The sequence below is a fragment of the Methylobacterium sp. V23 genome, from assembly GCF_002917135.1.
Lineage (GTDB): Bacteria > Pseudomonadota > Alphaproteobacteria > Rhizobiales > Beijerinckiaceae > Methylobacterium.
The window spans coordinates 71466-95075 of sequence record NZ_PDHT01000013.1 but is presented as its reverse complement, the minus strand read 5'-3'; the positions used below and the strand labels follow the sequence as shown (position 1 = coordinate 95075).

Below are 23610 nucleotides of genomic sequence, written 5' to 3'. Positions count from 1 at the left end.
TCGGCGATGCGCCCCTTGCCCAGGTGACCGAATCGGCTTAGGGAACCGCGTACCGTACGGTACGGTACTGGCGCACAGGAAGCATGTCCCCGAGTTCGGCCCCTTCTAACGAGACGGTGCACGATGCGCCTTCGGCCCGCCAGCAGGCGGTGCTCGATGCCGTGCTCGCCCTGCTCGTCGAGGAAGGCGACCAGCTTACCATGGATGCGGTGGCACGCCGCGCGAGCTGCTCGAAGGAAACGCTCTACAAGTGGTTCGGGGACCGAGACGGCCTCCTCACCGCCACGGTGCGTTGGCAGGCCTCGCGGGTCCATGCGGGGCGCGACGCCAAGAGCGCCCTCGACGCGGCCACCCTGCGCGACCGCCTGCTCGACTTCGCGGTGACCTGGCTCGACGTCATCGCAGGTCGCACCTCGGTGGTTCTCAACCGCATCGCCATCGCGCATGCCGGCTCGCGCAAGAGCAACCTCGGTGGCATCGTGCTGGCGAACGGGCGGCTGGCCATCGGTGGGCGGGTCAAGCCCGTGCTCGAGGCGGGACGCACGGCCGGATTCCTGGCCTTCGAGGATAGCGAGACGGCCTTCCGGACCTTCCTGGGTCTGGTCGGGCGCGACATTCAGATCAGACTTCTTCTCGGCGACGCGCTCGACCTCGACGCCGCCGAGATCCGACGCGACGCGGCCCGCGCCGTCGATCAGTTCCTGGCCCTCTACGGCCAGGCCCGACCCTGACACCCCACGAGAAGAGGAACCAACCCATGCGGGTCTATTACGATCGTGACGCCGACCTCAACCTGATCAAGGGCAAGAAGGTCGTCATCGTCGGCTACGGCAGCCAGGGCCATGCCCACGCGCTCAACCTGCGCGATTCCGGCGTCAAGGGCATCGTCATCGCGCTGCGCGAGGGCTCGGCCACCGCCAAGAAGGCGGAGCACGAGGGCTTCACGGTGATGTCGGTGGCCGAGGCCGCCAAGCAGGCCGACGTCGTCATGATGCTGACCCCGGACGAGCTCCAGGGCGACATCTACAAGGAGTCCCTCGCGCCGAACATGAAGCAGGGCGCCGCCCTCCTGTTCGCCCACGGCCTCAACGTCCACTTCAACCTCATCGAGCCCCGCAAGGACCTCGACGTGCTCATGGTCGCGCCGAAGGGCCCCGGCCACACCGTGCGCGGCGAGTATCTGAAGGGCGGCGGCGTGCCGACCCTGATCGCCATCGCGCAGGACGCCTCGGGCAACGCCCACGACCTCGGCCTGTCCTACGCCTCGGCCAATGGCGGCGGCCGCGCCGGCATCATCGAGACCACCTTTAAGGAAGAGTGCGAGACCGACCTGTTCGGCGAGCAGGCCGTGCTCTGCGGCGGCCTCGTCGAGCTGATCAAGGCCGGCTTCGAGACCCTGGTCGAGGGCGGTTACGCCCCCGAGATGGCCTATTTCGAGTGCCTGCACGAGGTGAAGCTCATCGTCGACCTCATCTACGAGGGCGGCATTGCCAACATGAACTACTCGATCTCGAACACCGCCGAGTACGGCGAGTACGTCACCGGTCCCCGCATCGTCACGCCGGAGACCAAGGCCGAGATGAAGCGCGTCCTCAACGACATCCAGTCGGGTAAGTTCACCCGCGACTGGATGCTCGAGAACAAGGTCGGCCAAACCTCGTTCAAGGCCACCCGCGCCAAGCTCGCCGCCCACCCGATCGAGGAAGTCGGCGCCAAGCTGCGCGGCATGATGCCGTGGATCTCCGAGAAGGCCCTCGTCGACAAGTCCAAGAACTGAGTCGGGATGGAGGAGACCGGCGTCGCCCGGTCTCCTTTGAGGGATGAAGCCGGCGTCGCGAGAGCGGCGCCGGTTTTTTCATGCGCGAACCGGGGCCACGGCACGCCCCCTCGGACGCGACGAAGCGGCGGCGCCTGTTGTGCTCGGATAGGTTTCCCGCGATCATCCCGGGCAACGGCCGCCCGGATGAGAGCAGCCGAAACGCGGAGGACCCCCATGGCATCGCTCTACTCCGACGCGCATCGCGCGCTGCAGGAAGAGTTCAATACCGTCAAGCTCGCCGAGCGCCTGGACACGGGCTGGGTCCAGGACAAGATCGGCGAGACCGAGGCCGCCTTCATCGGCAGCCGAGACATGTTCTTTCTCTCCACCGTCGATCCCGACGGCATGCCGACCGTTTCCTACAAGGGTGGTAGCCCCGGCATCGTGAAGGTGATCGAGGGCAACACGCTGGTGTTCCCGGGCTTCGACGGCAACGGCATGTGGTACTCGATGGGCAACATCGAGGGGCAGTCCAAGGTCGGCCTGCTGTTCATCGACTTCGAGACCCCGCACAGGGTCCGCGTCCAGGGCCATGCCCGGATGCTGCGCGACGATCCCCTGATGGCCGAGTACACGGAGGCCAAGTACCTCGTCCGCGTCGAAGTGACGAAGGCCTGGGTCAACTGCCCGCGCTACATCCACAAGTACCAGAAGGTGGCGCAGAACCGGTACGTGCCCACCCCCGACAAGGAGACGCCGCTCGCCCTCTGGAAGCGTCTCGACATGGTCGCCGACGTCATCCCCGAGGCGGACAAGGCCCGCGTCGCGCGGGAAGGCCAGATCGAGCTGCCCGAGTACGAGGCCCGGGTCGCCCGCGGCGAGAGCTGACGCCTCCCGAGCGGCCCTTTCCCGCGCGTGGGGAAGGGCCGCGTCTCCTCACACCATCCGCAGGCGCGGTCCCCGGCGGACGAATCCGACGATGTCCTTGACGGCGTCGAGAGTCGGGGCCGCGATGGCCTCGGCGCGCTCGGCGCCGTCGGCCAGCACCGCGTCGATCTCGGCCGGATCGGACACGAGGCGCTTCATCTCGGCGCCCAGCGGCGCCAGGGTCTCGACGGCGAGTTCGACCAGGGCGCCCTTGAAGGCCGAGAACTGGGCGCCGCCGAAGTCGCGCAGGACCTCCTCGCGCGTGACATCCTTCAAGGCCGCGAAGATGCCCACCAGATTGTCCGCCTCGGGGCGCCCGGCCAGGCCCGCCACCTCGGAGGGAAGGGCGTCGGGGTCGGTCTTAGCTTTGCGCACCTTGGCCGCGATGGCGTCGGCATCGTCCGTCAGGTTGATCCGCGAATTGTCGGAGGCGTCCGACTTCGACATCTTCTTGGTGCCGTCGCGCAAGCTCATGACGCGCGCCGCCGGCCCGCCGATCAGGGGCTCGGTGACAGGAAAGAAGCCGGCTCCTTCGTCGTGCCCGTGGGCGGCGATCGACTGCGAAAAGTCGTTGTTGAACTTCTGGGCGATGTCGCGGGTCAACTCGAGGTGCTGCTTCTGGTCCTCGCCCACCGGCACGTGGGTGGCGCGGTAGGCCAGGATGTCGGCCGCCATCAGCACGGGATAGTCGTAGAGCCCGATCGAGGCGTTCTCCCGGTCCTTGCCGGCCTTGTCCTTGAACTGGGTCATGCGGTTGAGCCAGCCCAGCCGCGCGACGCAATTGAAGATCCAGGCGAGTTCGGCGTGCTGGGGCACCTGACTCTGGTTGAAGACGATCGAGCGCTTCGGGTCGATGCCGGCAGCGAGGAAGGCGGCGGTGACCTCGCGGATCTGGCCCTTCAGCGCAGCCGGGTCCTGCCACAGGGTGATCGCGTGCAGGTCGACGACGCAGTAAAGGCACTGCGCATCGCGCGCCTGCATCTCGACGAAGCGCTTGATGGCGCCGAGATAGTTGCCGAGATGCAGGTTCCCGGTCGGCTGTACGCCGGAGAACACCAGTTCCTTGAACGCGGTCATCGCGGCGGGGTCCTCGTGCGAATTGAGGGAGAGCGGCCGCGGACGAAATCCCGTGCAGCCGAGCGCCGGTTTCTGGACGCCATGCCGGAACCGGTCAAGGCTCCACGAAACCCTCCGGCAATCGCGCAGGATCGTCGCGACGAGCCGAGCGGAGCCGTTACGGCTCGCGGATCGCGCCCCCGCTCCCCGTCCGCGCCTGTCCTTCGGGGCAGAGGTCGAGAAGCACGCAGCGGGTGCAGGCGGGATTGCGGTGGTGGCAAACCTTCTGCCCGTGCAGCATCAGCACTTCATGATTGTCGTAGAGCGCCTGTGCACTCCAGTCCGCCGGCAGTTGCGCCCGCAGGATCGGGTGGGACGGCCCGACATCGACGCGGGGACCGATGAGTCCGGTGCGCTGGGCAACCCGGTGGTGGTGGCTGTCCACCGGCAGGGCCGGCATCCGAAGAATACTGAAGGAGAGCACTGCCGCACTCGTCTTCGGCCCGATTCCGGGAATCGCCTCGAGCCAGGCCCGGGCCTCTTCCACCGCCATATTCTTCAAGAAGTCGAGGCTCAGTGCACCGTGGCGCGCCTGCACGGCGGAGAGGATCGCCTGGAGCCGCGGCGCCTTCAGTTCGGGCCAGGTCACCCCCGCGATGGTCGCCTCGATGTCGGAGACGGGGGCAGCCAGCATCTGGTCCCAGTCGGGATAGCGCGCCCGGAGGGCCTTGAAGGCGCGGCCGGACTCGGCGTTGCGGGTCCGGTGGGAGAGCAGCGAGGAGACGAGTTCGCTCAACGGGTCGAGGCTGTGGAAGTAGGGGATCGGGCAGCCATAGACCGGGCAGAGGCGCGCGTGGATCGCCAGCGCCTTGTCGGTCAGGGCCGGGTCGATTGCGGCTGAGCCCGGCTTCGGGACGCGGCCCCGGCGGGGGCGGGGCCCGGCGAGATCGTGTTCGGGGAGGTCTCGTCCGGGTGCGATCGGCATATCGGGGGAATCCGGCCGGAGTCGCCGCGGTTCCCGAGCGCGGTCGCGTATCATGCTCGGACTGACGGATCGGCGAAAGCGTAACGCACCGGCCGGGCAGGGCGCCTTGCCTGACGCAGTGCGATGTGAAACCCTGACGGGGTCATCAAGGACGATACGGGAGAGCCCAGGTCGAGCGTTTCACACGCAGAAACTTTCGAACCATGGCGCCGACGGAGCAACCACCCCCGGAAACTCTCAGGCACAATCACCGTACCGTTGGACAATCTGGAGAGAGGCGCCTGATGGCGTCCACCGAAGGAGAAATCCCGGACCGCAGCAGCGGTCGGGGAGAAGCTCTCAGGTAACCGCGACAGATGGGGGCAGCCGGAAACGCTCAGTCGAGCTTCCGGAGGCTGTTTGTCGTGGAGTAATCCGATGTCCCCCGATGTTGCCTGCACGCCCCTCCATGCCCTGCACCTGCGTCACGGCGGCCGCATGGTCCCCTTCGCGGGCTACGCCATGCCGGTGCAGTACCCGGCGGGCCTGCTCAAGGAGCACCTGCACACGCGGGCCCAGGCCGGGCTGTTCGACGTCTCGCATATGGGTCAGATCCGGCTCACCCCGCACTCGGGCGATGTCGACGACGTGGCGCGCGCCCTCGAGACCCTCCTGCCCATCGATGTCCTGGGCCTGAAGTCGGGCCGCCAGCGCTACGGGCTCCTCCTCGATGCATCGGGCGGCATCCGCGACGACCTCATGGTCGCCCATTGCGGCGACAGCCTCGTCCTCGTGGTCAACGCCGCCAACAAGGTCGCCGACGAGGCCCATCTCCGTGCGCATCTCGCCGACGCCTGCACGGTCACGGTGCTGGCCCGCGCCCTCGTCGCCCTGCAGGGGCCGGGCGCCGAGGCAGCCCTGACGCGCCTCGCACCGGAGGTAGCCGCGATGCGCTTCATGGACGTGCGAATGCTCGGGCTGCTGGGTGCCTCCGCCATCGTCACCCGCTCCGGCTATACCGGTGAGGACGGCTTCGAGATCTCGATCCCCGAGGACAAGGCCGAGGCCCTGGCCGAAGCGCTGCTGGCCGATCCGGCCGTGCTGCCGATCGGGCTCGGCGCCCGCGATTCCCTGCGCCTGGAAGCGGGGCTGTGCCTGCACGGCAACGACATCGACCCGGGCACCGACCCGGTGGAGGCCGGGCTGTCCTGGGCCATTCCGAGAGTGCGCCGGCGCGGCGGGGTCCGGGCCGGCGGCTTTCCCGGTGCTGCGCGCATCCTCGCCGCCCTGGAGGACGGCCCGAGCCGCAAGCGGGTCGGCCTGCGTCCCGAGGGGCCCACTCCCGTGCGGGCGGGCGCGCCGCTGTTCGCCGACGAGACCGGCACGGCGATCGGCCAAGTGACCTCCGGCGGCTTCGGACCCAGCCTGCAGGCCCCCATCGCCATGGGCTACCTGCCGGCCGCGCTCGCTGCCCCCGGCACCCGCGTCTTCGCCGAAGTGCGGGGCAAGCGCCTCGCCGTCGCGGTCGCGGCCCTGCCCTTCGTTCCCGCAGGCTTCAAGCGCGCCTGATCGGGCCCGTTCCAATCCCCTTTGCCAACAACCAGGAGAGTGCGATGCGGAAGTTCACGGACGAGCACGAGTGGCTGGACTGCACCGGCGAGGTCGCCACGGTGGGTATCACCACCCACGCCGCCGAACAGCTCGGAGACCTCGTCTTCATCGAGCTGCCAAAGGTGGGCGCGAAGCTGACCAAGGGCGAGGCCGCGGCGGTGGTCGAATCCGTCAAGGCGGCCTCGGATGTCTATGCGCCGGTCTCCGGCGAGGTCATCGCGGTTAACGAGGCGGCCGTGACCGACCCATCCAGCGTGGGCACAGACCCGCAGGGCGCAGGCTGGCTCTACCGCATCCGCCTCGACGATCCGGCCAGCCTCGACGGGCTGATGGACGAGGCCGCCTACGCCGAATTCGCGAAGTAGCGCCGCCCCTCCGATCCGCGGAGCGGCGCCTGCCCCCGTCCGGACAGGCAGGGCCGACGCCCGCGGCCTCCCGGTGATCGAGGATCACCCGGCGGCCCCACGCTCGATCCCTTCCCCATCAGGGGGAGGGCAGCGCGATCCCATTCCCGCACCAGCGACATCCGAGGTCCCCCATGACCACCGACCGCTACGACCCCTACGACTTCGCCAACCGCCGCCACATCGGCCCGACGACGCAGGAAATCGAGACGATGCTCGGCGTCGTCGGCGCCGAGAGCCTGCCGGCCCTGATGGACGAGACCCTGCCGGCCGACATCCGGCAGGACGAGTGCCTCGATTTCGGGGTCGCCATGACGGAGCGTCGGGTGATCGAGCACATGCGGGGCATCGCCGACAAGAACCGGCTCCTCGTCTCGCTGATCGGGCAGGGCTATCACGGCACCACCATGCCGCCGGTGATCCAGCGCAACATCTTCGAGAACCCCGCCTGGTACACCGCCTACTCGCCCTATCAGCCGGAGATCAGCCAGGGCCGGCTCGAGGCGCTCCTGAACTTCCAGACCCTGGTCTGCGACCTGACCGGCCTCGACATCGCGAACGCCTCGTTGCTCGACGAGGCCACCGCAGCGGCGGAAGCCATGGGCATGGCCCAACGGATCTCCGGCAATGCAAAGACCGCCTTCTTCGTCGATGCCGAGTGCCTGCCCCAGACCCTCGCGGTGCTGCGCACCCGCGCCGCGCCGCTGGGCTGGACCGTCGTGGTCGGCGATCCGGCCAAGGACCTCGATCCCGCCCAGGTCTTCGGTGCGATCTTCCAGTATCCCGGCGTCTGCGGCGGGATCCGCGACCTGACCCAGCCCATCGCCGACCTGCACGCGGCCGGGGCGGTCGCGGTGGTGGCGGCGGACCCGCTGGCGCTGACGCTCCTGAAATCGCCGGGTGAGATGGGCGCGGACATCGCCATCGGCTCGATGCAGCGCTACGGCGTGCCGATGGGCTATGGCGGCCCGCACGCGGCCTACATGGCGACCCGCGATGCCCACAAGCGCACCCTGCCGGGTCGCCTCGTCGGCGTGTCGGTGGATGCCCGCGGCAACCGCGCCTACCGCCTCGCGCTCCAGACGCGCGAGCAGCACATCCGCCGCGAGAAGGCGACGTCGAACATCTGCACCGCGCAGGTGCTGCTCGCGGTCATCGCCGGCATGTACGCGGTGTTCCACGGCCCGCGCGGACTGAAGGCGATCGCGGCCCGGGTCCATCGCGACGCCGTGCGTCTCGCCGCCGGGCTCGAGGCCCTCGGCTTCACGGTGGAGCCGAAGCACTTCTTCGACACGATCACCGTCCGGGTCGGGGCCTTCCAGGGCCTGATCCTTGGACAGGCGGCGGCCAACGGCGTCAACCTGCGCAAGGTGGGCGACGACCGCGTCGGTATCACGGTGGACGAGCGCACCCGGCCCGACATTCTCCAGGCCGTCTGGCGCGCCTTCGGGGCGACGGACCCGGCCTACGACGAGGCCTGGCCGGAGAACCGTCTGCCCGCCGGGCTGATGCGGACCTCGCCCTACCTGACCCATCCGATCTTCCACATGAACCGGGCCGAGAGCGAGATGACGCGCTACATGCGCCGTCTCGCCGACCGGGATCTGGCGCTCGATCGTGCGATGATTCCGCTCGGCTCCTGCACGATGAAGCTCAATGCCACCGCCGAGATGCTGCCGATCTCCTGGCCGGAATTCTCGGAGATCCATCCCTTCGTCCCGGCGGACCAAGCCCTTGGCTACCGGGAGCTCATCGACGATCTGTCCGACAAGCTCTGCGCCATCACCGGCTACGACGCGATCTCGATGCAGCCGAATTCCGGTGCCCAGGGCGAGTATGCCGGACTCCTGGCGATCCGGGCCTATCACCTGTCGCGGGGCGACGTGCACCGGACCGTCTGCCTGATCCCGTCCTCGGCTCACGGCACCAACCCGGCCTCGGCGCAAATGTGCGGCATGAGCGTCGTGGTCGTGGGGGCCGACGCGCAAGGCAATGTCGACCTCGACGATTTCCGGCGGAAGGCCGAGCAGCATTCCGAGAAGCTCGCCGCCTGCATGATCACCTATCCGTCGACCCATGGGGTGTTCGAGGTGCAGGTCCGCGCGATCTGCGACATCGTCCACGGCCACGGCGGACAGGTCTACCTCGACGGGGCCAACCTGAACGCCCTGGTGGGCCTCGCCCGCCCCGGCGATATCGGGGCCGACGTCAGCCATCTCAACCTGCACAAGACCTTCTGCATCCCCCACGGCGGGGGAGGCCCCGGCATGGGTCCGATCGGCGTGAAGGCGCACCTGATCCCGTTCCTGCCCACCGACCCGCGCACGGGGGAGGCGGGGGCGGTCTCGGCGGCGCCCTACGGCTCGGCCTCGATCCTGCCGATCTCTTGGAGCTACTGCCTGCTCATGGGCGGGCGCGGCCTCACCCAGGCGACCCGCATCGCCATCCTCAACGCCAACTACATCGCGGCGCGTCTGAAGGGAGCCTACCCGGTGCTGTATTCCGGCGCGCAGGGCAGGGTGGCGCACGAGTGCATCATCGACGTGCGGCCGTTCCAGAAGAGTGCGGGCGTCAGCGTCGACGACATCGCCAAGCGCCTGATCGATTGCGGCTTCCACCCGCCGACCATGTCCTGGCCGGTGGCCGGCACCCTGATGATCGAGCCCACCGAATCCGAGACCAAGGGCGAGATCGACCGCTTCTGCGACGCCCTGCTGGCGATCCGCGAGGAGATCCGTGCCATCGAGGACGGGCGGATGGACCGGGCCAACAACCCCCTGAAGCACGCCCCCCACACGGTGCGGGACCTCGTGGGCGCCTGGGAACGCCCCTATTCCCGCGAAGCGGCCTGTTTCCCGAACGGAAGCCTGGGGATGGACAAGTACTGGCCCCCGATCAACCGGGTCGACAACGCCTACGGCGACCGCAACCTCGTCTGCGCCTGCCCGCCGGTGGAGTCCTACAGCGAGGCGGCGGAGTAGGGCCCGTGCATCGCGCCCCCGGCCCGCCCGGGACGGGAGCGTCCCCTTACGCGTGATGCCCGCGCGGCACAGCCCTCGGCCTATCGCCAGTCGGGCAGCGTGATCGTCACCATCTTCCCGGTCAGAGGATCAAAGATCGTCACTGTCATGACCGCCTCCGCAGAAATAGCAGGAGCCGTAGACTTCTTGAAGATTGTGGCTGGAACTTGGCCTTACAAAGATCAGCAAGCAACGCTGCTGTTGATCGCTGTGGAATACATCCTGGCTCCCCACGTGGTCCATTCCCGCCGGTCCGAACCGCCTTGGCGGCACGCCGCGGCCGGATGCGCCGAAGCGCAGCCATCCGTCCCCGGTTCGGGGCCGTAGATCAGCGCGCTTTGACGTCAATCCCATAAACGTCTAAGATTAACACCAATTCAATACGGCAGGAAAAAATATCTACATCAATTGTCAGTCGTATTGATCGCCCCGGTTGCGCCACATGAACTGATATTCGGGTTCGAAGACGGCGCACTCCGTTGGCGAAGACGCTGGAGGATGTGCCCGTGACCCCTTCCCCTTTCATTCACCTCGACTTGGTGCGCCTGCCCGACGGCCGCGTCGGCGCCGTCGTCGGCGTCTGGAATCTCGGAGAAGCCTACGAGATCGACGTGGGCAACATCCGTGAGACCTGGTCCGCGGACGACCTGGCCCCCACCGACTAGGGCGCCGGTCACAGGGCGCACGGCCCGCGAGACCCGACGGGTCCCGGCCCGCGCAGGCCCCGACTCATCACCCATCCAAAAGCACAGAAACACCATGGGAGGCACGGAGATGCCCAAGACGGCGATGTATGTCCTGCAAGGCGTCGATCCCGCGGTGATCGCGGCCGCGCCGTTCGACGTGAAGGTGGTCGAAGTCTACACCGATGACGGACAGATGTTCACGCCGGCCGAGGTGAAGCAGATGGGCGGCGGCCCGGGCCAGGCCCTGCTCCTCGGCTATTTCAGCCTCGGGGAGGCCGAGGCCTACCGGGATTACTTCGCCTCGATCCCGAGCGAAGCGCTCGGACCCGAGGACCCGAACTGGGCGGGCGATTTCGAGGTCGCCTACTGGACGCCGGAGTGGAAAGGGGTCGCCGAAGCCTCCATCGATCGGATGGTGAAGGCGGGCTATGACGGGATCTACTTCGACGTGGTCGATGCGTTCCAACTGCCCTGGTCCCAGGCGCATGCGCCCGGGGGCGACGCCGCCGGTGCGATGCGGACGCTCGTCCAGGAGCTGAGCGCCTATGCCAAGGCGCAGGCTCCGACGTTCAAGGTCTGGGTCAACGGGGCGGAGGAGTTGCTGACCGACAAAGCCTACGTCGACAGCATCGACGGGTTGTTCAAAGAGAACCTGTTCTACAACGATGACGGTTCCGCGAAGCAGCCTACCGCCGAGACGCAGGCGAGCCTCGACCAGCTGAAGATCGCCCAGGATGCCGGCAAGGACGTCGTCGCGATCGAGTACGTGACCGGCGCGCAGAAGGTCGCCGATGTCCACGCTCAGGCCGAAGCGGCCGGGATGGGAAGCTACGTCGCCAAGCTGGATCTCATCGGCGTCGACACCGAGGGCGTTCTGCCGGGCCAGATCATGCATGATGACGGCCTCCTGCACGATGACGGTCGCGGCGGCGCGGCGGCTCTGCCCGAGGCCACACCGCTCACGCCGCCACCCGCCACGACACCGGGTGATCAGGACGGCACCGCCACGCCGGTCGGACCCGACCAGCACGCCGCTCGGCACCAGGGGTACGGGGACCACGCGGTCAGCCATGGCCACCACCGGGTCGCGAGCGAAGCCGGTGCCGACAGCTTCGTATTCGCAGAGGGCGGCCAAGGAGCAGGCGATCCGGCCGCCGACCTGCGCGTCGAGGCCATGGCCACGATGGCCGACGCTCCGGAGCCCAGTCTGCTTGAGGCCGGCGATCATGCGACCGGGACCGAGTCCGGCGCGCACCTCGACGTCGCCCCCCATCACACCCCACATTCGGGGCTCAGCCATCACGACATCCCGCTGTTCTGAGCGGGACGCCGCGCGTCAGCCCGCGTGGCCGGGGATCTGCGGCAGAAGCGCGGACGCCGGCGGCGCGGCCCGGCTTGCCTTGGCCACCGCGATCGTGCCGCCCTCGAGGGTGACGAAGCGGATGCCCCCGCCCCGCAGGGTGTCGACCACGAGGCGGTAGCTGCGCCGAGTGACGTCCTGCGGTTCCAACTCGATGCGCTTGATCGTCGAGATCGAGAGGCCGCTCTACAGGGCAAGATCGGACATGGACCAGTTGAGCAGGGCACGCGCGGCCCGGAGATGATCGGGCGTCAGGCTCCCGGTCGCGGCGAGGTCACTCTCCACCGACAGCAGGGCCGATCGGCCGAGCTTCTCGCAGAGGGTCGAGAACACGATCTGGCCGAGACGCTTCTGCAATTCGTCCTCGAGGCCCGTCGTATCGGCAGTGTCGAACGAGGTCGGCTGCGCGTCCGCCGTGGCCGAGCCGGCGCCTTCGGCGAAGGCTCGCGGTGCGACGGTCCGACCCCGGTTGAGGTTTTCCAGCCAGGCAAGCGTGGGTTCAGTATACGGCATCTGGCGACACGTGTGATTGCAACATCGGGAAAGGCTTGGATAAAGAGAGTCTGCACCGTCGGCACTCTGCTGCAACAGAGATACAACCATCATTGCCGCGATAGACCGATAAATCTCCCGCCAGGCACTTGAAGTCCGCCCCGCAGATTGATCGCACTTTTGGAACTATTCTTTTCGGCAAAGCGACGCTTACTCAAATTCTGTCAAATGACAGAAACTGTCAAATCATCGCAATCGTGATACGGTCGCGCGCAATCCCGATAGAAACGCCCCAACGCCGATCCGATCGTTGGCGAGGGCCGAGCATTCTCGGCGCCCCGCAACGGTGCCGGGCCGGTCCGAACGCCTCAGAGGGCGCGGCTGGCGCGGCGGGTTTCCGTCGGCGTGCGACCGTACTGGCGACGGTAGCGCTGGCCGAAATCGCCCATATGAACGAAGCCCCAGGAGCGGGCGATGTCGGCGACCGAGAGGGACGCCTTGGTGGGGGACATCAGGTCCCGGTGGGCTTGCGCCAGCCGAAGCTCGAGGATTACCTGAACGGGCGTACGCCCGAGGTCACGGCGAAATCGGTCCTGAAGCGAGCGGACGCTGATCCCCGCCACTGCCGCGATGTCGGCCAGGGTCAGGGCCCGCGAAAGATTCGCCGCGATGTAGTCGAGCGCCCGCCTGAGGCTGCGGGAGGGGATGTCTTGCGCCTGGGACGGAGCAGGGGCGACGCGCCGGGGCCAAGCCGACAGCAGCTGGTAGCTCAGGATCTCCTTCAGGAGCGGGAAGGTCAGGTCGTCATGGCTGTCGAGTCCCTGGATCTGCTGCTGAACCCGCTGCAGGGTGAGAAACAGGGCCATCATGGCAGGGGTCGCCACGGGAGCCGTGGGCGCGAGGTCCGGCAGGGTACCATCGCGGATGCCCGTCAGGGCCACTTGGGCGGCCATCAGCGCCTCGACGCTGAACGTCCCGCTGACCGCACCGAATGCGCCGAAGGCCTGGACCTCCCGCAGGTCGCTGAAGTTGACGAGGGTCGCATGAGTCGGAACGCCGTCGACGTCTCCGGACCGGCGCCGATAGATGACGTGACCGCTCGTCACGAAGCGGATCGTGATCAGCTGCGCGTTGAACTTGGGTTTCGTCACGAAGCCGCTGGACGAGCGGGTCTCCCACAGGCTGAAGGCCTCGTTCTGACTGCCGGCGATCGCGATGTCGGGCATGGTCGAACGCAGGACGTCGAAACCGATTGCGAGTCCGCCGCGATCGTTGAACAGCTGGAGTTGTCGCATCGATGCGATACTGGCAACGAACCGTCCCTGGGAGCGCCAGGTGACCGGATCGGGACGCGGATGACCCGTCATTGCAACTTGTCCGATGCGCCTGCCGTCAGCAGCCTCCTCCAGCGCTCCGCCTTGTCAGGATGCGCGCCAGGATGCCGTCCCTGTAAGGCGAGGTTTTTTCCGTTATGCAAATGATTTGCGCAAAATCCACCGGAATGGTGAATCGGACAGACCGATCAACTCCAGAAAGATCAGTATCGAGCCCAAACCTTGAGTTGTTTATTACGGTGATTAGTTGTAAATCATCGGCAGAATATGCCTGAATTTTTCAGCGAGCCTTTGCGTCCGCCCGGCACAAGGGTCCGGTCGCCGGACAAGCGGCCTGGCGCATTCCCAATCGAAAAACCGCCCATCCTCGAAATCTGACCGGACAGAGAGCGAAGGTCAGGCCCTTCGATGACGAGCCTCGCCATGCCAGCAACACGCTACACGATCCTGTCGACCCCCATCGGTCCGCTGGTCCTCGCCGGACCGGATGAACGCCTCGCCTGCATCGGGTTTCCGCGCGGCAAGGGCGCGGTGACGCCGGGGCCGGACTGGTACCGCGACGACACCGCCTTCGCTCCGGCGCGCGCACAGCTCGAAGCTTACTTCGACGGGTGCCTCACCCGCTTCGATCTCGCCCTGGCACCGCGGGGCACTCCGTTCCAACACGCGGTCTGGCAGGCTCTCACCGAGATCCCGCCGGGGGAAACGATCAGCTACAGCGAACTCGCCCGCCGAATCGGGCGGCCCGGCGCCAGCCGCGCCGTGGGAGCGGCCAACGGCGCCAATCCCCTGCCGATCGTCGTACCGTGCCACCGGGTCATTGGTGCCGGCGGAGCCCTGACGGGCTTTGGCGGCGGCCTCGACATCAAGCGCTTCCTGCTGGCCCTGGAGGGGGGCTCGCGCACCGAACCGCCCGAGCAGCCCAGCCTGTTCTGAGGATGCCCGCCTCAGCGTGGATGTCGCTCGGCGCTGCACACCTGAACTGCCCCTCACGCCCACGTCCGAGATGAAGTCTCGAACAGGCAACCCAGGGCTGGACGCAAACGACTCGGCCGGGATGCCATGAGGCTCCTGCGGCCGGCCCCGCCCCCGGGTGGCGATCTCGTCGGCCGTCGAAGCCGTGTGTGAAGTCGCGATCGCCGCAATGCTGGCGAAGGTCAGCGCCGCGATCGACGTGGAACGCGGGCCGACGGACGACTCCCCGGGGATCTTTCCGGAGCTCGGGGTGCTGAGTATCGCCGAAGCCTGATTCCCGGCCTTGGCAGCGCCCTGGCCGGCCGCTGCAGCAACGCCACCCTGAGCCAGGACCTCGTCGGGATCCTCCTCACCGCGCCGATCGCACGGATCGAGCAACTCGGCCGCCACCGCATCCTCGCTACTGAGAACGGAGGTCGAGACCGACGCTCTTCGGGCTCTCGCACCGCGCGAAGACGCTCGCCCTGTTCCGGACCATCGCGGCGCTCATCACCGACATGGCCCTCATCGGCAGCGGCAGCGCCATCCGATCCGGCTTCGTCTTCGTGGTGCGCTACGTGGGCTCGCCGGTCGGCGACATCATCGCCTGCCTGCCCGCTACTTCGGCAGGGCGTAGATGTTCACGTCGAGCTTCTCGTCGGCCTTGTCGTTCAGGTCCGTGACGTATTCCTCGATGAACTTATCCTGCACGACGATGTCCTTGGCATCCAGGTAGGCGGTCAGGGTCTCGTAGGTGCCATCGATCTCGTCGTAGGACCCCTTGTGCGGGAACCGGAGGGCGCGACCACTCGGCGTGGTGCCGAAGCGCAGGCCGTCGGCCTCGGCCGGCTTGGGGTCCGGCATCGCAGCGATCGGGATCATCGCATCGTACTGGAAGCCGTCGTCGTCGGTCTTGGCGAAGACCGCGATCGGCCGGCCCACGGCCTGAATGCCGGCCTTGGCGAGATCGGCCTCGATGCGCTGGAACGCAGCCTTCAGACTCGGTACCGCCTCCTCCCACTTCGTCCGCCCGGCGAGGATCGCCGCGGGCTTCGCGGGCAGCGAGACTTCGTCGACGTCGTTGGCGTCGCCGGGGGTCGCCACCAGGGTCTGCCGCGGGCCGGCCGGCGGCGTGGCGGAGGGGGCCGTCCCGGCCTGGGCCGGCACCGGGATGTCCGCCGTGCCCGGCGTCTTCGGATCGGGGTTGGTGGTGGTCGGCAGCGGGTTGGCCGCGGCCGGGGGCGTGACCGCCTGCGCCTGGGCCGGGTTCGCGGCGCAGGCCGTCGACAGCGCGACGCATCCGGCGAGCACTGTGGCGAGCGACTTGAAGCTGGGGCGGGTCAAGAAGCTGGGGCGGGTCAAGGCGGTGGCTCCGGATCGGCGCGGGGCACGTCGAATCGCGCACCCCTGGGCCCGTACGAAGAACCTAGGCGCGATACCCGCCTTGGGCGAGACGTCCCGGGTGCCGCGCCGCACGAAGCGGATGAAGCGCGGCGCTTCTGCAACGCAGCCACGCCGCTCGAGGCCCGTGCGTGCGCGGACGCTTTGGCCTATAGCCCCACCAGGGCCGGTCGCCCTCGCGGGGGTCCGTCGACCTGCGCGATCTCGAACATCCCGGACGCACGACACAGAGACAAGGCGGCATGAGCGAGCTTGCCCATCGACGGTTCCTGAAGATGCATGGAGCCGGAAACCAGATCGTGGTGCTGGACCTGCGCGGCATGCAGACGCAGGTCTCGGCCGGGGAGGCGCGTGCCATCGCGGCGTATCCCCGGGCGCAGTTCGACCAGCTCATGGTGATCCACGATACCCGTACGCCGGGCACCGATGCGTCCTTGCGGATCTACAACACCGATGGTTCGGAAGCCGGCGCCTGCGGCAATGGCACCCGCTGCGTCGCCTACGCGATGCTCGACGACCCCGCCATGGCCCGGCCGGCCGAGAGCGGCCGGCTCCTCCTCGAGACCCGCGGCGGGCTCGTGGGCGTCAAGCGCGTCGCCGAGCGCTCCTTCACCGTCGACATGGGCCGGCCGAAGCTCGCCTGGACCGAGATTCCCCTGGCCGAGCCTTTCCAGGACACCCGCCGGATCGAACTCCAGATCGGTCCGATCGACGATCCGGTGCTGCACTCGCCGAGCGTCGTGAACATGGGCAACCCGCACGCGGTGTTCTTCGTGGATCGCGATCCTGACACCTACGATCTCGCCCGCATGGGCCCGATGCTGGAGAACCACCCGATCTTTCCGGACCGCGCCAACATCTCGGTCGCCCAGGTGCTGGGGCCGGACCGGATCAAGCTGCGGGTCTGGGAACGGGGCGCAGGCTTGACCCAGGCGTGCGGCACCGCCGCCTGCGCCACCGTGGTGGCCGCCTCGCGCCTGCGAATGATCGGTCGCGGCGCCACCGTGAGCCTGCCCGGCGGCGACCTCGTCATCGAATGGCGCGCGGACGACCACGTTCTGATGACCGGCCCGGTAGCGCTGGAATGGGACGGCAGCTTCCCGCCGGAGATCTTCTCGGCCGAAGACGCCGCCTGAGATGACGGTCGAGACACTGACCTTCGGCTGTCGCCTCAACACCGTCGAATCCGAGGTGATGCGCGGGCACGCGGCTGCGGCGACGACGACGTCCGCGGACCTCGTCATCGTCAACACCTGCGCGGTGACCGCCGAGGCCGGTCGCCAGGCCCGCAAGGCGATCCGAAAGCTTGCCCGCGAACGCCCCGGCGCCGAGATCGTGGTCACCGGCTGCGGCGCCCAGGTGGAGACCGACGCCTACGCGGCCATGCCGGAGGTGGCGCGCCTCGTCGGCAACGACGCCAAGGGCCGAGCCGAGACCTGGTCCGCTCCCAGCCGTCCGGAGGCACGGACCGCCGTCGACGACATCATGGCGGTACGCCGCGCCACGCCGACCCGGATCACCGGCATCGCCGGCCAGACCCGCGCCTTCATCCCCGTCCAGAACGGCTGCGATCACCGCTGCACCTTCTGCGTCATCCCCTTTGGGCGCGGAAACTCGCGCTCCGTGCCCTTGTGGGACGTGGTCGACCAAGTCGCGCGCATCGTCGAGTCCGGCGGACACGAGGTGGTGCTCACCGGGGTCGACCTGACCGCCTATGGGCGCGACCTCGACGCGACCCCGAGCCTGGGATACCTGATACAGACCATCCTCGCGCAGGTCCCCGGCCTCGCCCGGCTGCGCCTCTCCTCGATCGATTCCATCGAGGCCGATGCGGCACTCATGGCGGCCATTGCCGGCGAGGCGCGGCTGATGCCGCATTTCCATCTCTCCCTCCAGGCCGGCGACGACCTCATCCTGAAACGGATGAAGCGGCGTCACGCCCGCGCCGACGCGATTAGATTCTGCAACACGGTCAGGGCCTTGCGCCCCGGCGCCGTCTTCGGGGCCGACCTGATCGCGGGCTTCCCCACCGAGACCGACGCGCAGTTCGCCCGCTCCCTCGACCTCGTGGCCGAGTGCGGCCTGACGCATCTCCACGTCTTCCCGTATTCCGCCCGCCCCGGCACTCCGGCCGCCCGGATGCCACCTGTACCCGGCGACGTCATCCGGGATCGCGCCGCGCGCCTGCGGGCTGCTGGCGACGCCGCCCTCGCGGCCCATCTCGCCGGCGAGGTGGGCCAGACCCGCCGGGTGCTCACGGAGCGGGGTGGCCTCGGCCGCACGGACGCCTTCACGCCGGTCCGGCTCCCGCCCGAGACACCGCCCGGACTCTTCACCGACGTGACAATTGTCGGGCACGACGGACGGGCGCTCATCGCCGCCTAAGTGGATCGCGGCCGATCGGTCGTCTAAGCGCTGCCGGTTCCCCGATGCCCGCACCCTGCCAATCCCACCTGCATATGCCTAGGCGCCGGCGCCTCGATCCGGATTGGGGGCTTCTTTGGATAGAGCGGGAGAGTGAGCGCGCGGGCATGCAGCTGGAGGCCCGGGCTGCCGCTGCGGGGGGCAGTGCCGTAGATCGGGTCGCCGAGGATGGGAAAGCCCATCGCGGCGCAGTGGACGCGCAGCTGATGCGTCCGCCCGGTAACCGGCGAGAGGGCGAGCCAAGTCAGGCCGCCGCCGCACCCAAGGACCGCGAAGCGGGTGAGGGCGTTATCGCCCGCCGGGTCGACCTTCATCCACCAGGAGCGGGGATCGTCGGAGCGACGCGCCAGGGGCAGGGCGATCTCGCCGGCCCCCACCTCTGGCTCGCCCTCGACCAGGGCCCAGTAGGTTTTCACGACCGTGCCGCTCGCGGCGAAGAGCTTGTTCAAGCGCGCAAGGGCCTTGGCGTGGCGCCCGAGGACGAGGCAGCCCGAGGTATCGCGATCGAGGCGATGGATTGCCTCGGGCCGGCGAGGCAGACCGAAGCGCAGAGCGTCGAGATGATCGGTGAGAGTCTCGCCGCCTTTGGGGCCAGGATGGACCGGCAAACCCGCCGGCTTGTCGATGACGAGCATAAGGGCATCGCGGTAGAGGAGGCGCGCGCCTATGTCTGTTACGAGGGCATCGGCTGGGGGCATGGCCCTGCGCTAACCATGCCGGGTCCGGGGAGCAAGCGGGAATGAGCGAAGACAAGAGGCCGGGCTGGCTGCTGCGCAAGATGTTCGGCACCAAGGAGGAGGAGCGGCCCGCCCCGGTGCCGGTTCAACCGCCAGATCCCAAACCGGTCGCAAAGACCATCGTCGAGCCGGTGGTCGAACCGGCCGCGCTGCCCGTGGACTCCCCCGCCTCGCTGTCCGAGGGTCAACCCGATTTCGCCACGGCCGCAACGGACGTCTTCCACGTACCGCCACCGCCCGGTGAGCCGGGTGAAGGGACACCGGGCAAGAATGCGATCCCGGACGAACTCGAGGGCGCAGACCTCCAGCCCGTGGAGGGCGCGGAGGAGCGTCCGCCCGCCGGCACGGCCGGCGACGATCCCGCACGGGGAGCCAAGGCCGCCGACACAACGAGCCAAGCCTTTGCACCCGAGCCGGCACAGGCAGTCCCACTCGCACCACGTCCCGAGCTCGAGCCGGAAGTCTCGACTCAGATTTTCATGCCAGAGCCCGACGCGGCTTCGGAAGAACCGACCCGCGGCTGGTGGAGCCGCCTGACGGGAGGCATGAAGCGGACCTCCTCGGCCCTGACCGAGCGCGTCACCGGCCTGTTCACCAAGCGCAAGCTCGACGCCGACACTCTGGAGGAGCTTGAGGACGCCCTGATCCAGGCAGATTTCGGCATCGAGACGGCAACCCGAATCTCGGAGGCCGTAGGCAAGGGCCGCTACGAGAAGGGTATTTCGCCGGATGCGGTCCGCGAGATCTTGGCGGCGGAGGTGGAGCGCGCGCTCGCTCCCGTGGCGATTCCCTTTCGCATTGATACCTCGAAGAAGCCTTTCGTGATCCTGATGATCGGGGTCAACGGCGCGGGCAAGACCACCACCATCGGTAAGCTCGCACTGAAGCTCAAGGCAGAAGGGCACTCCCTGATGCTGGCCGCGGGCGACACCTTCCGTGCTGCGGCGATCGAGCAGCTTAAGGTCTGGGGCCAGCGCACACAGACGCCCGTCATCGCCCGAGCGCAGGGCGCGGACGCCGCGGGCCTCGCCTTTGACGCTTACGAAGCCGCCAAGGCGCAAGGGAGCGACGTGCTCCTCATCGACACGGCGGGCAGGCTGCAAAACAAGGCAGGCTTGATGGCGGAGCTGGAAAAGATTCTTCGGGTGATCCGCAAGATCGACCCGCAAGCACCCCACGCAGTGCTCCTCGTGCTCGACGCCACCGTGGGTCAAAACGCACTGAGCCAAGTCGAGCTGTTCTCGAAAGCAGCGAACGTGACCGGCCTCGTCATGACCAAGCTCGACGGCACGGCTCGCGGCGGCATCCTGGTGGCACTCGCCGCCAAGTTTGGCCTGCCGGTGCACTTCATCGGCGTCGGTGAGGGCGTGGAGGACCTGGAGCCCTTCGCTGCCCGAGACTTCGCCCGGGCCATCGCAGGACTGGACGCCGGGTGAGACGGCACGCACCCTGAAGCGCCGTGTCGCGGCAAGCCGTCACCCGCAACCCTATATGACGGACACCATGCAGATTGAAGCCATTCCCCCGCACCGCCATCTCCCCCCGTTCCTGAAGCTCGCCCTCGAGCTCGGGCCGCTGATGGTCTTCTTCTTCGGCAACGCCTATGCCGAACGCCTGGGCGTCCACCCGGATCAGAAGCTGTTTGTGGCGACCGGCATCTTCATCGCCGCAACCGTGGCGGCTCTCGCGGTCCATTATGCGCTGATGCGGCGCCTGCCGATCATGCCCCTGGTTTCGGGTGTGGTGGTGATCGTGTTCGGAGGATTGACCCTGGCGCTACAGGACAAGACCTTCATCATGATGAAGCCGACCATCGTGAACACGCTGTTCGGCGTCGTGCTGCTGGGCGGCCTCGCCTTCGGCAAGTCCCTGCTCTCGGTCGTACTGGATTCGATGTTCGCCCTTACGGAGGATGGATGGCGCAAGCTGACCTTCCGCTGGGGGGTGTTCTTCCTTTTCCTGGCGGTGATCAACGAGGTCGTCTGGCGGACTCAGACGGAAGATTTCTGGGTCAGCTTCAAGGTTTTCGGCATCATGCCGCTGACTATCGCCTTCGCGTTGGCCCAGACACCGCTTCTTCTGCGCCATGAGCGCAAAGAGCCTGATAGCAGTTCCCCTTGATATCGCGCGAAGCTGACGGCGTTCCTCAAGCTGCGCCGATGATGCGGGCATACTCGGCCTCAGGAACGCCGTAGGATGCCCCGGCGACAGCGAGAAGTGCAACACGATCACGGATTCCGATGCCGCCCCTGCGCATCTTCAGGGCGCCGGCGAGTTCGAGCACGCGCAGCCCGGTCGTCACGCCTGCACGCCGGACGCCGAGCATCAGTGAGAGCGTCTCATGGGTCAGCGGCAAATCCTCCCGGTCGGCCCGGTCGTGACACATCAGCAGCCAGCGGGCGAGGCGTTGCTCGATAGTGAAATGCGCATTGCAGAGACCGGCTTGGGCCAGTTGCACGGCGTAGAACTGAGCGTAGCGCAGGAAGTAGGCGTGCAGAGCCCGGCTCTCGGACAGTGCCGTCCGGAATGCATCCGCGTCGATGCGCAGGGTCCGGCACGGCACCTGAACGAGAGCGCTGTGCGGCGCGCTATCGACCCCGTTGAGCAAGGCGATGCCGATCATACCCTCTGGCCCGACGATCCCAGCCTCTGATTGTACACCGTCGGACGCGTGAGCGATCACGGAGATCATGCCCGGCTCCGGGAAATGTACGGCCGCAATTGGCTCGCCAGGGGCTTCGAGCAAGGCTCCCTGCTCGAATGAGCAACGAACCAGCGCTGATCGAAGTCGCTCGAACTCGGATGGCGGCAACGCGCGAAGGAGGCGGTTGCGAACCTCGGATTGAACAATGATCGACGTCACAACCCCGGCAATCAAAAAGCGGGAGTGCGAACGCAAGGTCACCCGCAGCCCGTACTTAACTTGGGCGACGAAGTGGACATGCCATATCGATGCTGCATTGTGAAGATAACAACGAGTTGTATTTCGGTCCGTTATCAGACGAAGAACTTATCTAGAAAGACAGAAACTCCCCTTGTGATATAAGATAACAATCTATATCTTTTTTAATATAAATTTCGTTAGAAATATATAATCACAACCGATTGAAATATTGTTCTATCCTTGATTGCCGTTCTTGTAGGTGAGATTATGGAGAGCCAATCCAGCAGTGACAAACAAGAATAAAGATCTGTTGTGCAGATACCCTTAGCTGTGGCTGCACGTACGAAGAGGCCTGGAGACGATCGTCTAAGAGGGGAGGAACCCCCCTTACAAGAACAAGCACCTTGCGGCGCCGTTCAAGCTTCGCATGGTGCAGTTCCCTCAGGTAATCACCGGATGAATCCGCCATGCCCCAGTACTTCCTAAATATCCGGGACCGAGATACATTGATCTTTGATCCCGAAGGCGATGTCTTATCGGGCTTGCCTGAGGCACGCGATCTCGTCGAGCGCACCGTTCACGACATTCGCAGGCGCCCAGAGACCTATGGTGATCCCAAAATCTGGGAGTGCCGCAGCTTCGAAGTTACGGATCCATCCGGTCGAGTCTTACTCGAGATCGCATTTTCAACCGTACGATAGCGTACATTCCGGAGCAGGGGCAGACATAGCCTCCCCAGCAAATTGTACGACATAGTACAGACGCCCTCTGATGCAGTTCCTTAAGACCTAGATCCGGCTATGAGAGACGTCTGTCCCCCTGTCCGAGCAGCAAGACGTTCGATAGCTGCTCTATCGAGCCGCTACGTTTCATGCCGGTGCCGTCACAGCGATACGTTCGAAATCACCTCCTCAGCATCCTCAGCCCTGATGATTATGAGGCGATCCAATCCGTTGCGGAGGGCGTGGCGCTGGGGCGCCGAGACATCCTGATCGCCGCCAACAAATCGATCACGCACGTCTATTTCTTAGAATCGGGTATCGCCTCGGAGGTTGCCGCTACGCCCGACGGCCGGCGGATCGAGGTGTGCATCACCGGTCCTGAAGGAATTGTCGGGGTCCCGCTGCTGCTCGATGTCGACCGGACGCCCCATGAGACCTTCGTGCAGATCGAGGGGGATGCCGTCCGGGTCGAAGCCACGGCATTCCGGCGCCTCATCGAGGAGCGGCGACTCCTGAGGGGGATCTTCGCGCATTACGCCTATGTGGCCCATTTGCAGACCGCTGGAACCGCGCTGTCCAACGGCAGTCATACCTTGGAAGAGCGCCTCGCCCGCTGGCTTCTGATGTGCCACGATCGGGTGGACGGAGACGAGTTCCCCGTCACACACGAGTTCCTCTCGACGATGCTCGGCGTGCGCCGCCCCGGCGTGACGACGGCGATACACAGCCTGGAGGGCGCCGGGATGATCAAGGCTCGGCGCTCGCACGTTCAGGTGTTGGACCGGGACAAGCTCAAGGCCGCGGCGGGGGACAGCTACGGCGTGCCTGAGACGGAATATCGCCGCCTCCTCCGGGCCAGGCGCTGAGCGTCCGTC

The 23610-nt window shown here is 67.0% G+C and carries 23 protein-coding genes and 1 riboswitch; of the genes, 15 read left to right on the top strand and 8 right to left on the bottom strand.

The features are described 5' to 3' along the window. Nucleotides 1–83 precede the first annotated feature (83 nt). The 3 genes from CRT23_RS14225 to CRT23_RS14215 all read left to right on the top strand — a co-directional run bounded on the left by CRT23_RS14225 (nt 84) and on the right by CRT23_RS14215 (nt 2647). Nucleotides 84–731 (top strand): TetR/AcrR family transcriptional regulator, encoded by a 648-nt coding sequence (locus CRT23_RS14225; protein ID WP_103710240.1) that lies wholly within the window; start codon nt 84–86, stop codon nt 729–731. Between the two features lie 26 nt (nt 732–757). Continuing rightward, on the top strand, nt 758–1777 hold the full coding sequence (gene ilvC / locus CRT23_RS14220) for a ketol-acid reductoisomerase (RefSeq protein ID WP_103710239.1): 1020 nt from the start codon (nt 758–760) through the stop codon (nt 1775–1777). 216 nt (nt 1778–1993) lie between these two features. Continuing rightward, the gene (locus CRT23_RS14215; protein ID WP_103710238.1) at nt 1994–2647 is read left to right on the top strand and encodes a pyridoxamine 5'-phosphate oxidase family protein; all 654 of its coding nucleotides are present in this window, start codon (nt 1994–1996) and stop codon (nt 2645–2647) included. A gap of 48 nt (nt 2648–2695) precedes the next feature. Here CRT23_RS14215 and trpS read toward each other — a convergent pair whose 3' ends face one another. Then, complete coding sequence (gene trpS, locus CRT23_RS14210) at nt 2696–3763, bottom strand: tryptophan--tRNA ligase (protein WP_103710237.1); 1068 nt, start codon at nt 3761–3763, stop codon at nt 2696–2698. 157 nt (nt 3764–3920) lie between these two features. Next, nucleotides 3921–4727: a Fe-S cluster assembly protein HesB gene (locus tag CRT23_RS14205; RefSeq protein ID WP_103710236.1), complete on the bottom strand. Its 807-nt coding sequence runs from the start codon at nt 4725–4727 to the stop codon at nt 3921–3923. A 257-nt stretch (nt 4728–4984) separates the two neighbouring features. Continuing rightward, a riboswitch (glycine riboswitch) is annotated at nt 4985–5093 on the top strand. 51 nt (nt 5094–5144) lie between these two features. On the opposite strand from CRT23_RS14205, the gene gcvT reads away from it, so the two are divergent. The 5 genes from gcvT to CRT23_RS14180 all read left to right on the top strand — a co-directional run bounded on the left by gcvT (nt 5145) and on the right by CRT23_RS14180 (nt 11748). Then, nucleotides 5145–6275, top strand: a complete 1131-nt coding sequence (gcvT, locus tag CRT23_RS14200; RefSeq protein WP_103710235.1) for a glycine cleavage system aminomethyltransferase GcvT — start codon at nt 5145–5147, stop codon at nt 6273–6275. Between the two features lie 44 nt (nt 6276–6319). Next, nucleotides 6320–6682: a glycine cleavage system protein GcvH gene (gene gcvH / locus CRT23_RS14195; RefSeq protein WP_103710234.1), complete on the top strand. Its 363-nt coding sequence runs from the start codon at nt 6320–6322 to the stop codon at nt 6680–6682. Between the two features lie 173 nt (nt 6683–6855). After that, on the top strand, nt 6856–9702 hold the full coding sequence (gene gcvP, locus CRT23_RS14190) for an aminomethyl-transferring glycine dehydrogenase (protein ID WP_103710233.1): 2847 nt from the start codon (nt 6856–6858) through the stop codon (nt 9700–9702). A gap of 545 nt (nt 9703–10247) precedes the next feature. Continuing rightward, on the top strand, nt 10248–10406 hold the full coding sequence (locus CRT23_RS28505) for a hypothetical protein (RefSeq protein WP_156375565.1): 159 nt from the start codon (nt 10248–10250) through the stop codon (nt 10404–10406). A gap of 109 nt (nt 10407–10515) precedes the next feature. Next, complete coding sequence (locus CRT23_RS14180; protein WP_181017354.1) at nt 10516–11748, top strand: endo alpha-1,4 polygalactosaminidase; 1233 nt, start codon at nt 10516–10518, stop codon at nt 11746–11748. A gap of 15 nt (nt 11749–11763) precedes the next feature. Here the strand turns inward: CRT23_RS14180 and CRT23_RS28500 are convergent, their stop codons facing one another. The 3 genes from CRT23_RS28500 to CRT23_RS14170 all read right to left on the bottom strand — a co-directional run bounded on the left by CRT23_RS28500 (nt 11764) and on the right by CRT23_RS14170 (nt 13646). Further along, nucleotides 11764–11937, bottom strand: coding sequence for a hypothetical protein (locus tag CRT23_RS28500; protein WP_181017353.1), 174 nt, complete (start codon nt 11935–11937; stop codon nt 11764–11766). A 36-nt stretch (nt 11938–11973) separates the two neighbouring features. Next, nucleotides 11974–12300 carry a hypothetical protein gene (locus CRT23_RS14175; RefSeq protein WP_103710231.1) on the bottom strand — a complete coding sequence of 109 codons (327 nt, stop codon included), beginning with the start codon at nt 12298–12300 and terminating at the stop codon, nt 11974–11976. 347 nt (nt 12301–12647) lie between these two features. Beyond that, nucleotides 12648–13646 carry a helix-turn-helix domain-containing protein gene (locus tag CRT23_RS14170; protein ID WP_103710230.1) on the bottom strand — a complete coding sequence of 333 codons (999 nt, stop codon included), beginning with the start codon at nt 13644–13646 and terminating at the stop codon, nt 12648–12650. A 390-nt stretch (nt 13647–14036) separates the two neighbouring features. On the opposite strand from CRT23_RS14170, the gene CRT23_RS14165 reads away from it, so the two are divergent. Then, on the top strand, nt 14037–14549 hold the full coding sequence (locus CRT23_RS14165; protein ID WP_103710266.1) for a methylated-DNA--[protein]-cysteine S-methyltransferase: 513 nt from the start codon (nt 14037–14039) through the stop codon (nt 14547–14549). Nucleotides 14550–14706: 157 nt separating this feature from the next. Continuing rightward, nucleotides 14707–14862, top strand: a complete 156-nt coding sequence (locus CRT23_RS28495; RefSeq protein WP_181017352.1) for a hypothetical protein — start codon at nt 14707–14709, stop codon at nt 14860–14862. 323 nt (nt 14863–15185) lie between these two features. Here CRT23_RS28495 and CRT23_RS14160 read toward each other — a convergent pair whose 3' ends face one another. Next, on the bottom strand, nt 15186–15857 hold the full coding sequence (locus CRT23_RS14160; RefSeq protein ID WP_245436234.1) for a GyrI-like domain-containing protein: 672 nt from the start codon (nt 15855–15857) through the stop codon (nt 15186–15188). Between the two features lie 353 nt (nt 15858–16210). Here CRT23_RS14160 and dapF point away from each other — a divergent pair, with 353 nt between their 5' ends. Both dapF and mtaB read left to right on the top strand, forming a co-directional pair. Then, nucleotides 16211–17104, top strand: coding sequence for a diaminopimelate epimerase (gene dapF / locus CRT23_RS14155; RefSeq protein WP_103710229.1), 894 nt, complete (start codon nt 16211–16213; stop codon nt 17102–17104). A gap of 1 nt (nt 17105) precedes the next feature. Beyond that, on the top strand, nt 17106–18353 hold the full coding sequence (gene mtaB, locus CRT23_RS14150) for a tRNA (N(6)-L-threonylcarbamoyladenosine(37)-C(2))-methylthiotransferase MtaB (RefSeq protein WP_103710228.1): 1248 nt from the start codon (nt 17106–17108) through the stop codon (nt 18351–18353). A 23-nt stretch (nt 18354–18376) separates the two neighbouring features. Here mtaB and CRT23_RS14145 read toward each other — a convergent pair whose 3' ends face one another. Further along, nucleotides 18377–19090, bottom strand: coding sequence for an RluA family pseudouridine synthase (locus CRT23_RS14145; protein WP_103710227.1), 714 nt, complete (start codon nt 19088–19090; stop codon nt 18377–18379). A 41-nt stretch (nt 19091–19131) separates the two neighbouring features. On the opposite strand from CRT23_RS14145, the gene ftsY reads away from it, so the two are divergent. Both ftsY and CRT23_RS14135 read left to right on the top strand, forming a co-directional pair. Further along, on the top strand, nt 19132–20565 hold the full coding sequence (gene ftsY, locus CRT23_RS14140) for a signal recognition particle-docking protein FtsY (protein WP_103710226.1): 1434 nt from the start codon (nt 19132–19134) through the stop codon (nt 20563–20565). Nucleotides 20566–20632: 67 nt separating this feature from the next. Beyond that, nucleotides 20633–21250: a septation protein A gene (locus tag CRT23_RS14135; protein WP_103710264.1), complete on the top strand. Its 618-nt coding sequence runs from the start codon at nt 20633–20635 to the stop codon at nt 21248–21250. Between the two features lie 25 nt (nt 21251–21275). Here CRT23_RS14135 and CRT23_RS14130 read toward each other — a convergent pair whose 3' ends face one another. Beyond that, a complete protein-coding gene (locus CRT23_RS14130; RefSeq protein WP_245436227.1) occupies nt 21276–22034 on the bottom strand; it encodes a Crp/Fnr family transcriptional regulator in 759 nt (252 codons plus the stop codon). Nucleotides 22035–22884: 850 nt separating this feature from the next. Between CRT23_RS14130 and CRT23_RS14125 the strand changes: the two genes are divergently transcribed. Further along, nucleotides 22885–23601, top strand: coding sequence for a Crp/Fnr family transcriptional regulator (locus tag CRT23_RS14125; protein ID WP_103710224.1), 717 nt, complete (start codon nt 22885–22887; stop codon nt 23599–23601). Nucleotides 23602–23610 lie beyond the last annotated feature (9 nt).

Excerpts from the sequence above, each read along its gene's own strand:
- CRT23_RS14225 (WP_103710240.1), top strand. The coding sequence starts at position 84 with ATGTCCCCGAGTTCGGCCCCTTCTAACGAGACGGTGCACGATGCGCCT.
- ilvC (WP_103710239.1), top strand. The coding sequence starts at position 758 with ATGCGGGTCTATTACGATCGTGACGCCGACCTCAACCTGATCAAGGGC.
- CRT23_RS14215 (WP_103710238.1), top strand. The coding sequence starts at position 1,994 with ATGGCATCGCTCTACTCCGACGCGCATCGCGCGCTGCAGGAAGAGTTC.
- trpS (WP_103710237.1), bottom strand. The coding sequence starts at position 3,763 with ATGACCGCGTTCAAGGAACTGGTGTTCTCCGGCGTACAGCCGACCGGG.
- CRT23_RS14205 (WP_103710236.1), bottom strand. The coding sequence starts at position 4,727 with ATGCCGATCGCACCCGGACGAGACCTCCCCGAACACGATCTCGCCGGG.
- gcvT (WP_103710235.1), top strand. The coding sequence starts at position 5,145 with ATGTCCCCCGATGTTGCCTGCACGCCCCTCCATGCCCTGCACCTGCGT.
- gcvH (WP_103710234.1), top strand. The coding sequence starts at position 6,320 with ATGCGGAAGTTCACGGACGAGCACGAGTGGCTGGACTGCACCGGCGAG.
- gcvP (WP_103710233.1), top strand. The coding sequence starts at position 6,856 with ATGACCACCGACCGCTACGACCCCTACGACTTCGCCAACCGCCGCCAC.
- CRT23_RS14180 (WP_181017354.1), top strand. The coding sequence starts at position 10,516 with ATGCCCAAGACGGCGATGTATGTCCTGCAAGGCGTCGATCCCGCGGTG.
- CRT23_RS14175 (WP_103710231.1), bottom strand. The coding sequence starts at position 12,300 with ATGCCGTATACTGAACCCACGCTTGCCTGGCTGGAAAACCTCAACCGG.
- CRT23_RS14170 (WP_103710230.1), bottom strand. The coding sequence starts at position 13,646 with ATGACGGGTCATCCGCGTCCCGATCCGGTCACCTGGCGCTCCCAGGGA.
- CRT23_RS14165 (WP_103710266.1), top strand. The coding sequence starts at position 14,037 with ATGCCAGCAACACGCTACACGATCCTGTCGACCCCCATCGGTCCGCTG.
- dapF (WP_103710229.1), top strand. The coding sequence starts at position 16,211 with ATGAGCGAGCTTGCCCATCGACGGTTCCTGAAGATGCATGGAGCCGGA.
- mtaB (WP_103710228.1), top strand. The coding sequence starts at position 17,106 with ATGACGGTCGAGACACTGACCTTCGGCTGTCGCCTCAACACCGTCGAA.
- CRT23_RS14145 (WP_103710227.1), bottom strand. The coding sequence starts at position 19,090 with ATGCCCCCAGCCGATGCCCTCGTAACAGACATAGGCGCGCGCCTCCTC.
- ftsY (WP_103710226.1), top strand. The coding sequence starts at position 19,132 with ATGAGCGAAGACAAGAGGCCGGGCTGGCTGCTGCGCAAGATGTTCGGC.
- CRT23_RS14135 (WP_103710264.1), top strand. The coding sequence starts at position 20,633 with ATGCAGATTGAAGCCATTCCCCCGCACCGCCATCTCCCCCCGTTCCTG.
- CRT23_RS14125 (WP_103710224.1), top strand. The coding sequence starts at position 22,885 with ATGCCGGTGCCGTCACAGCGATACGTTCGAAATCACCTCCTCAGCATC.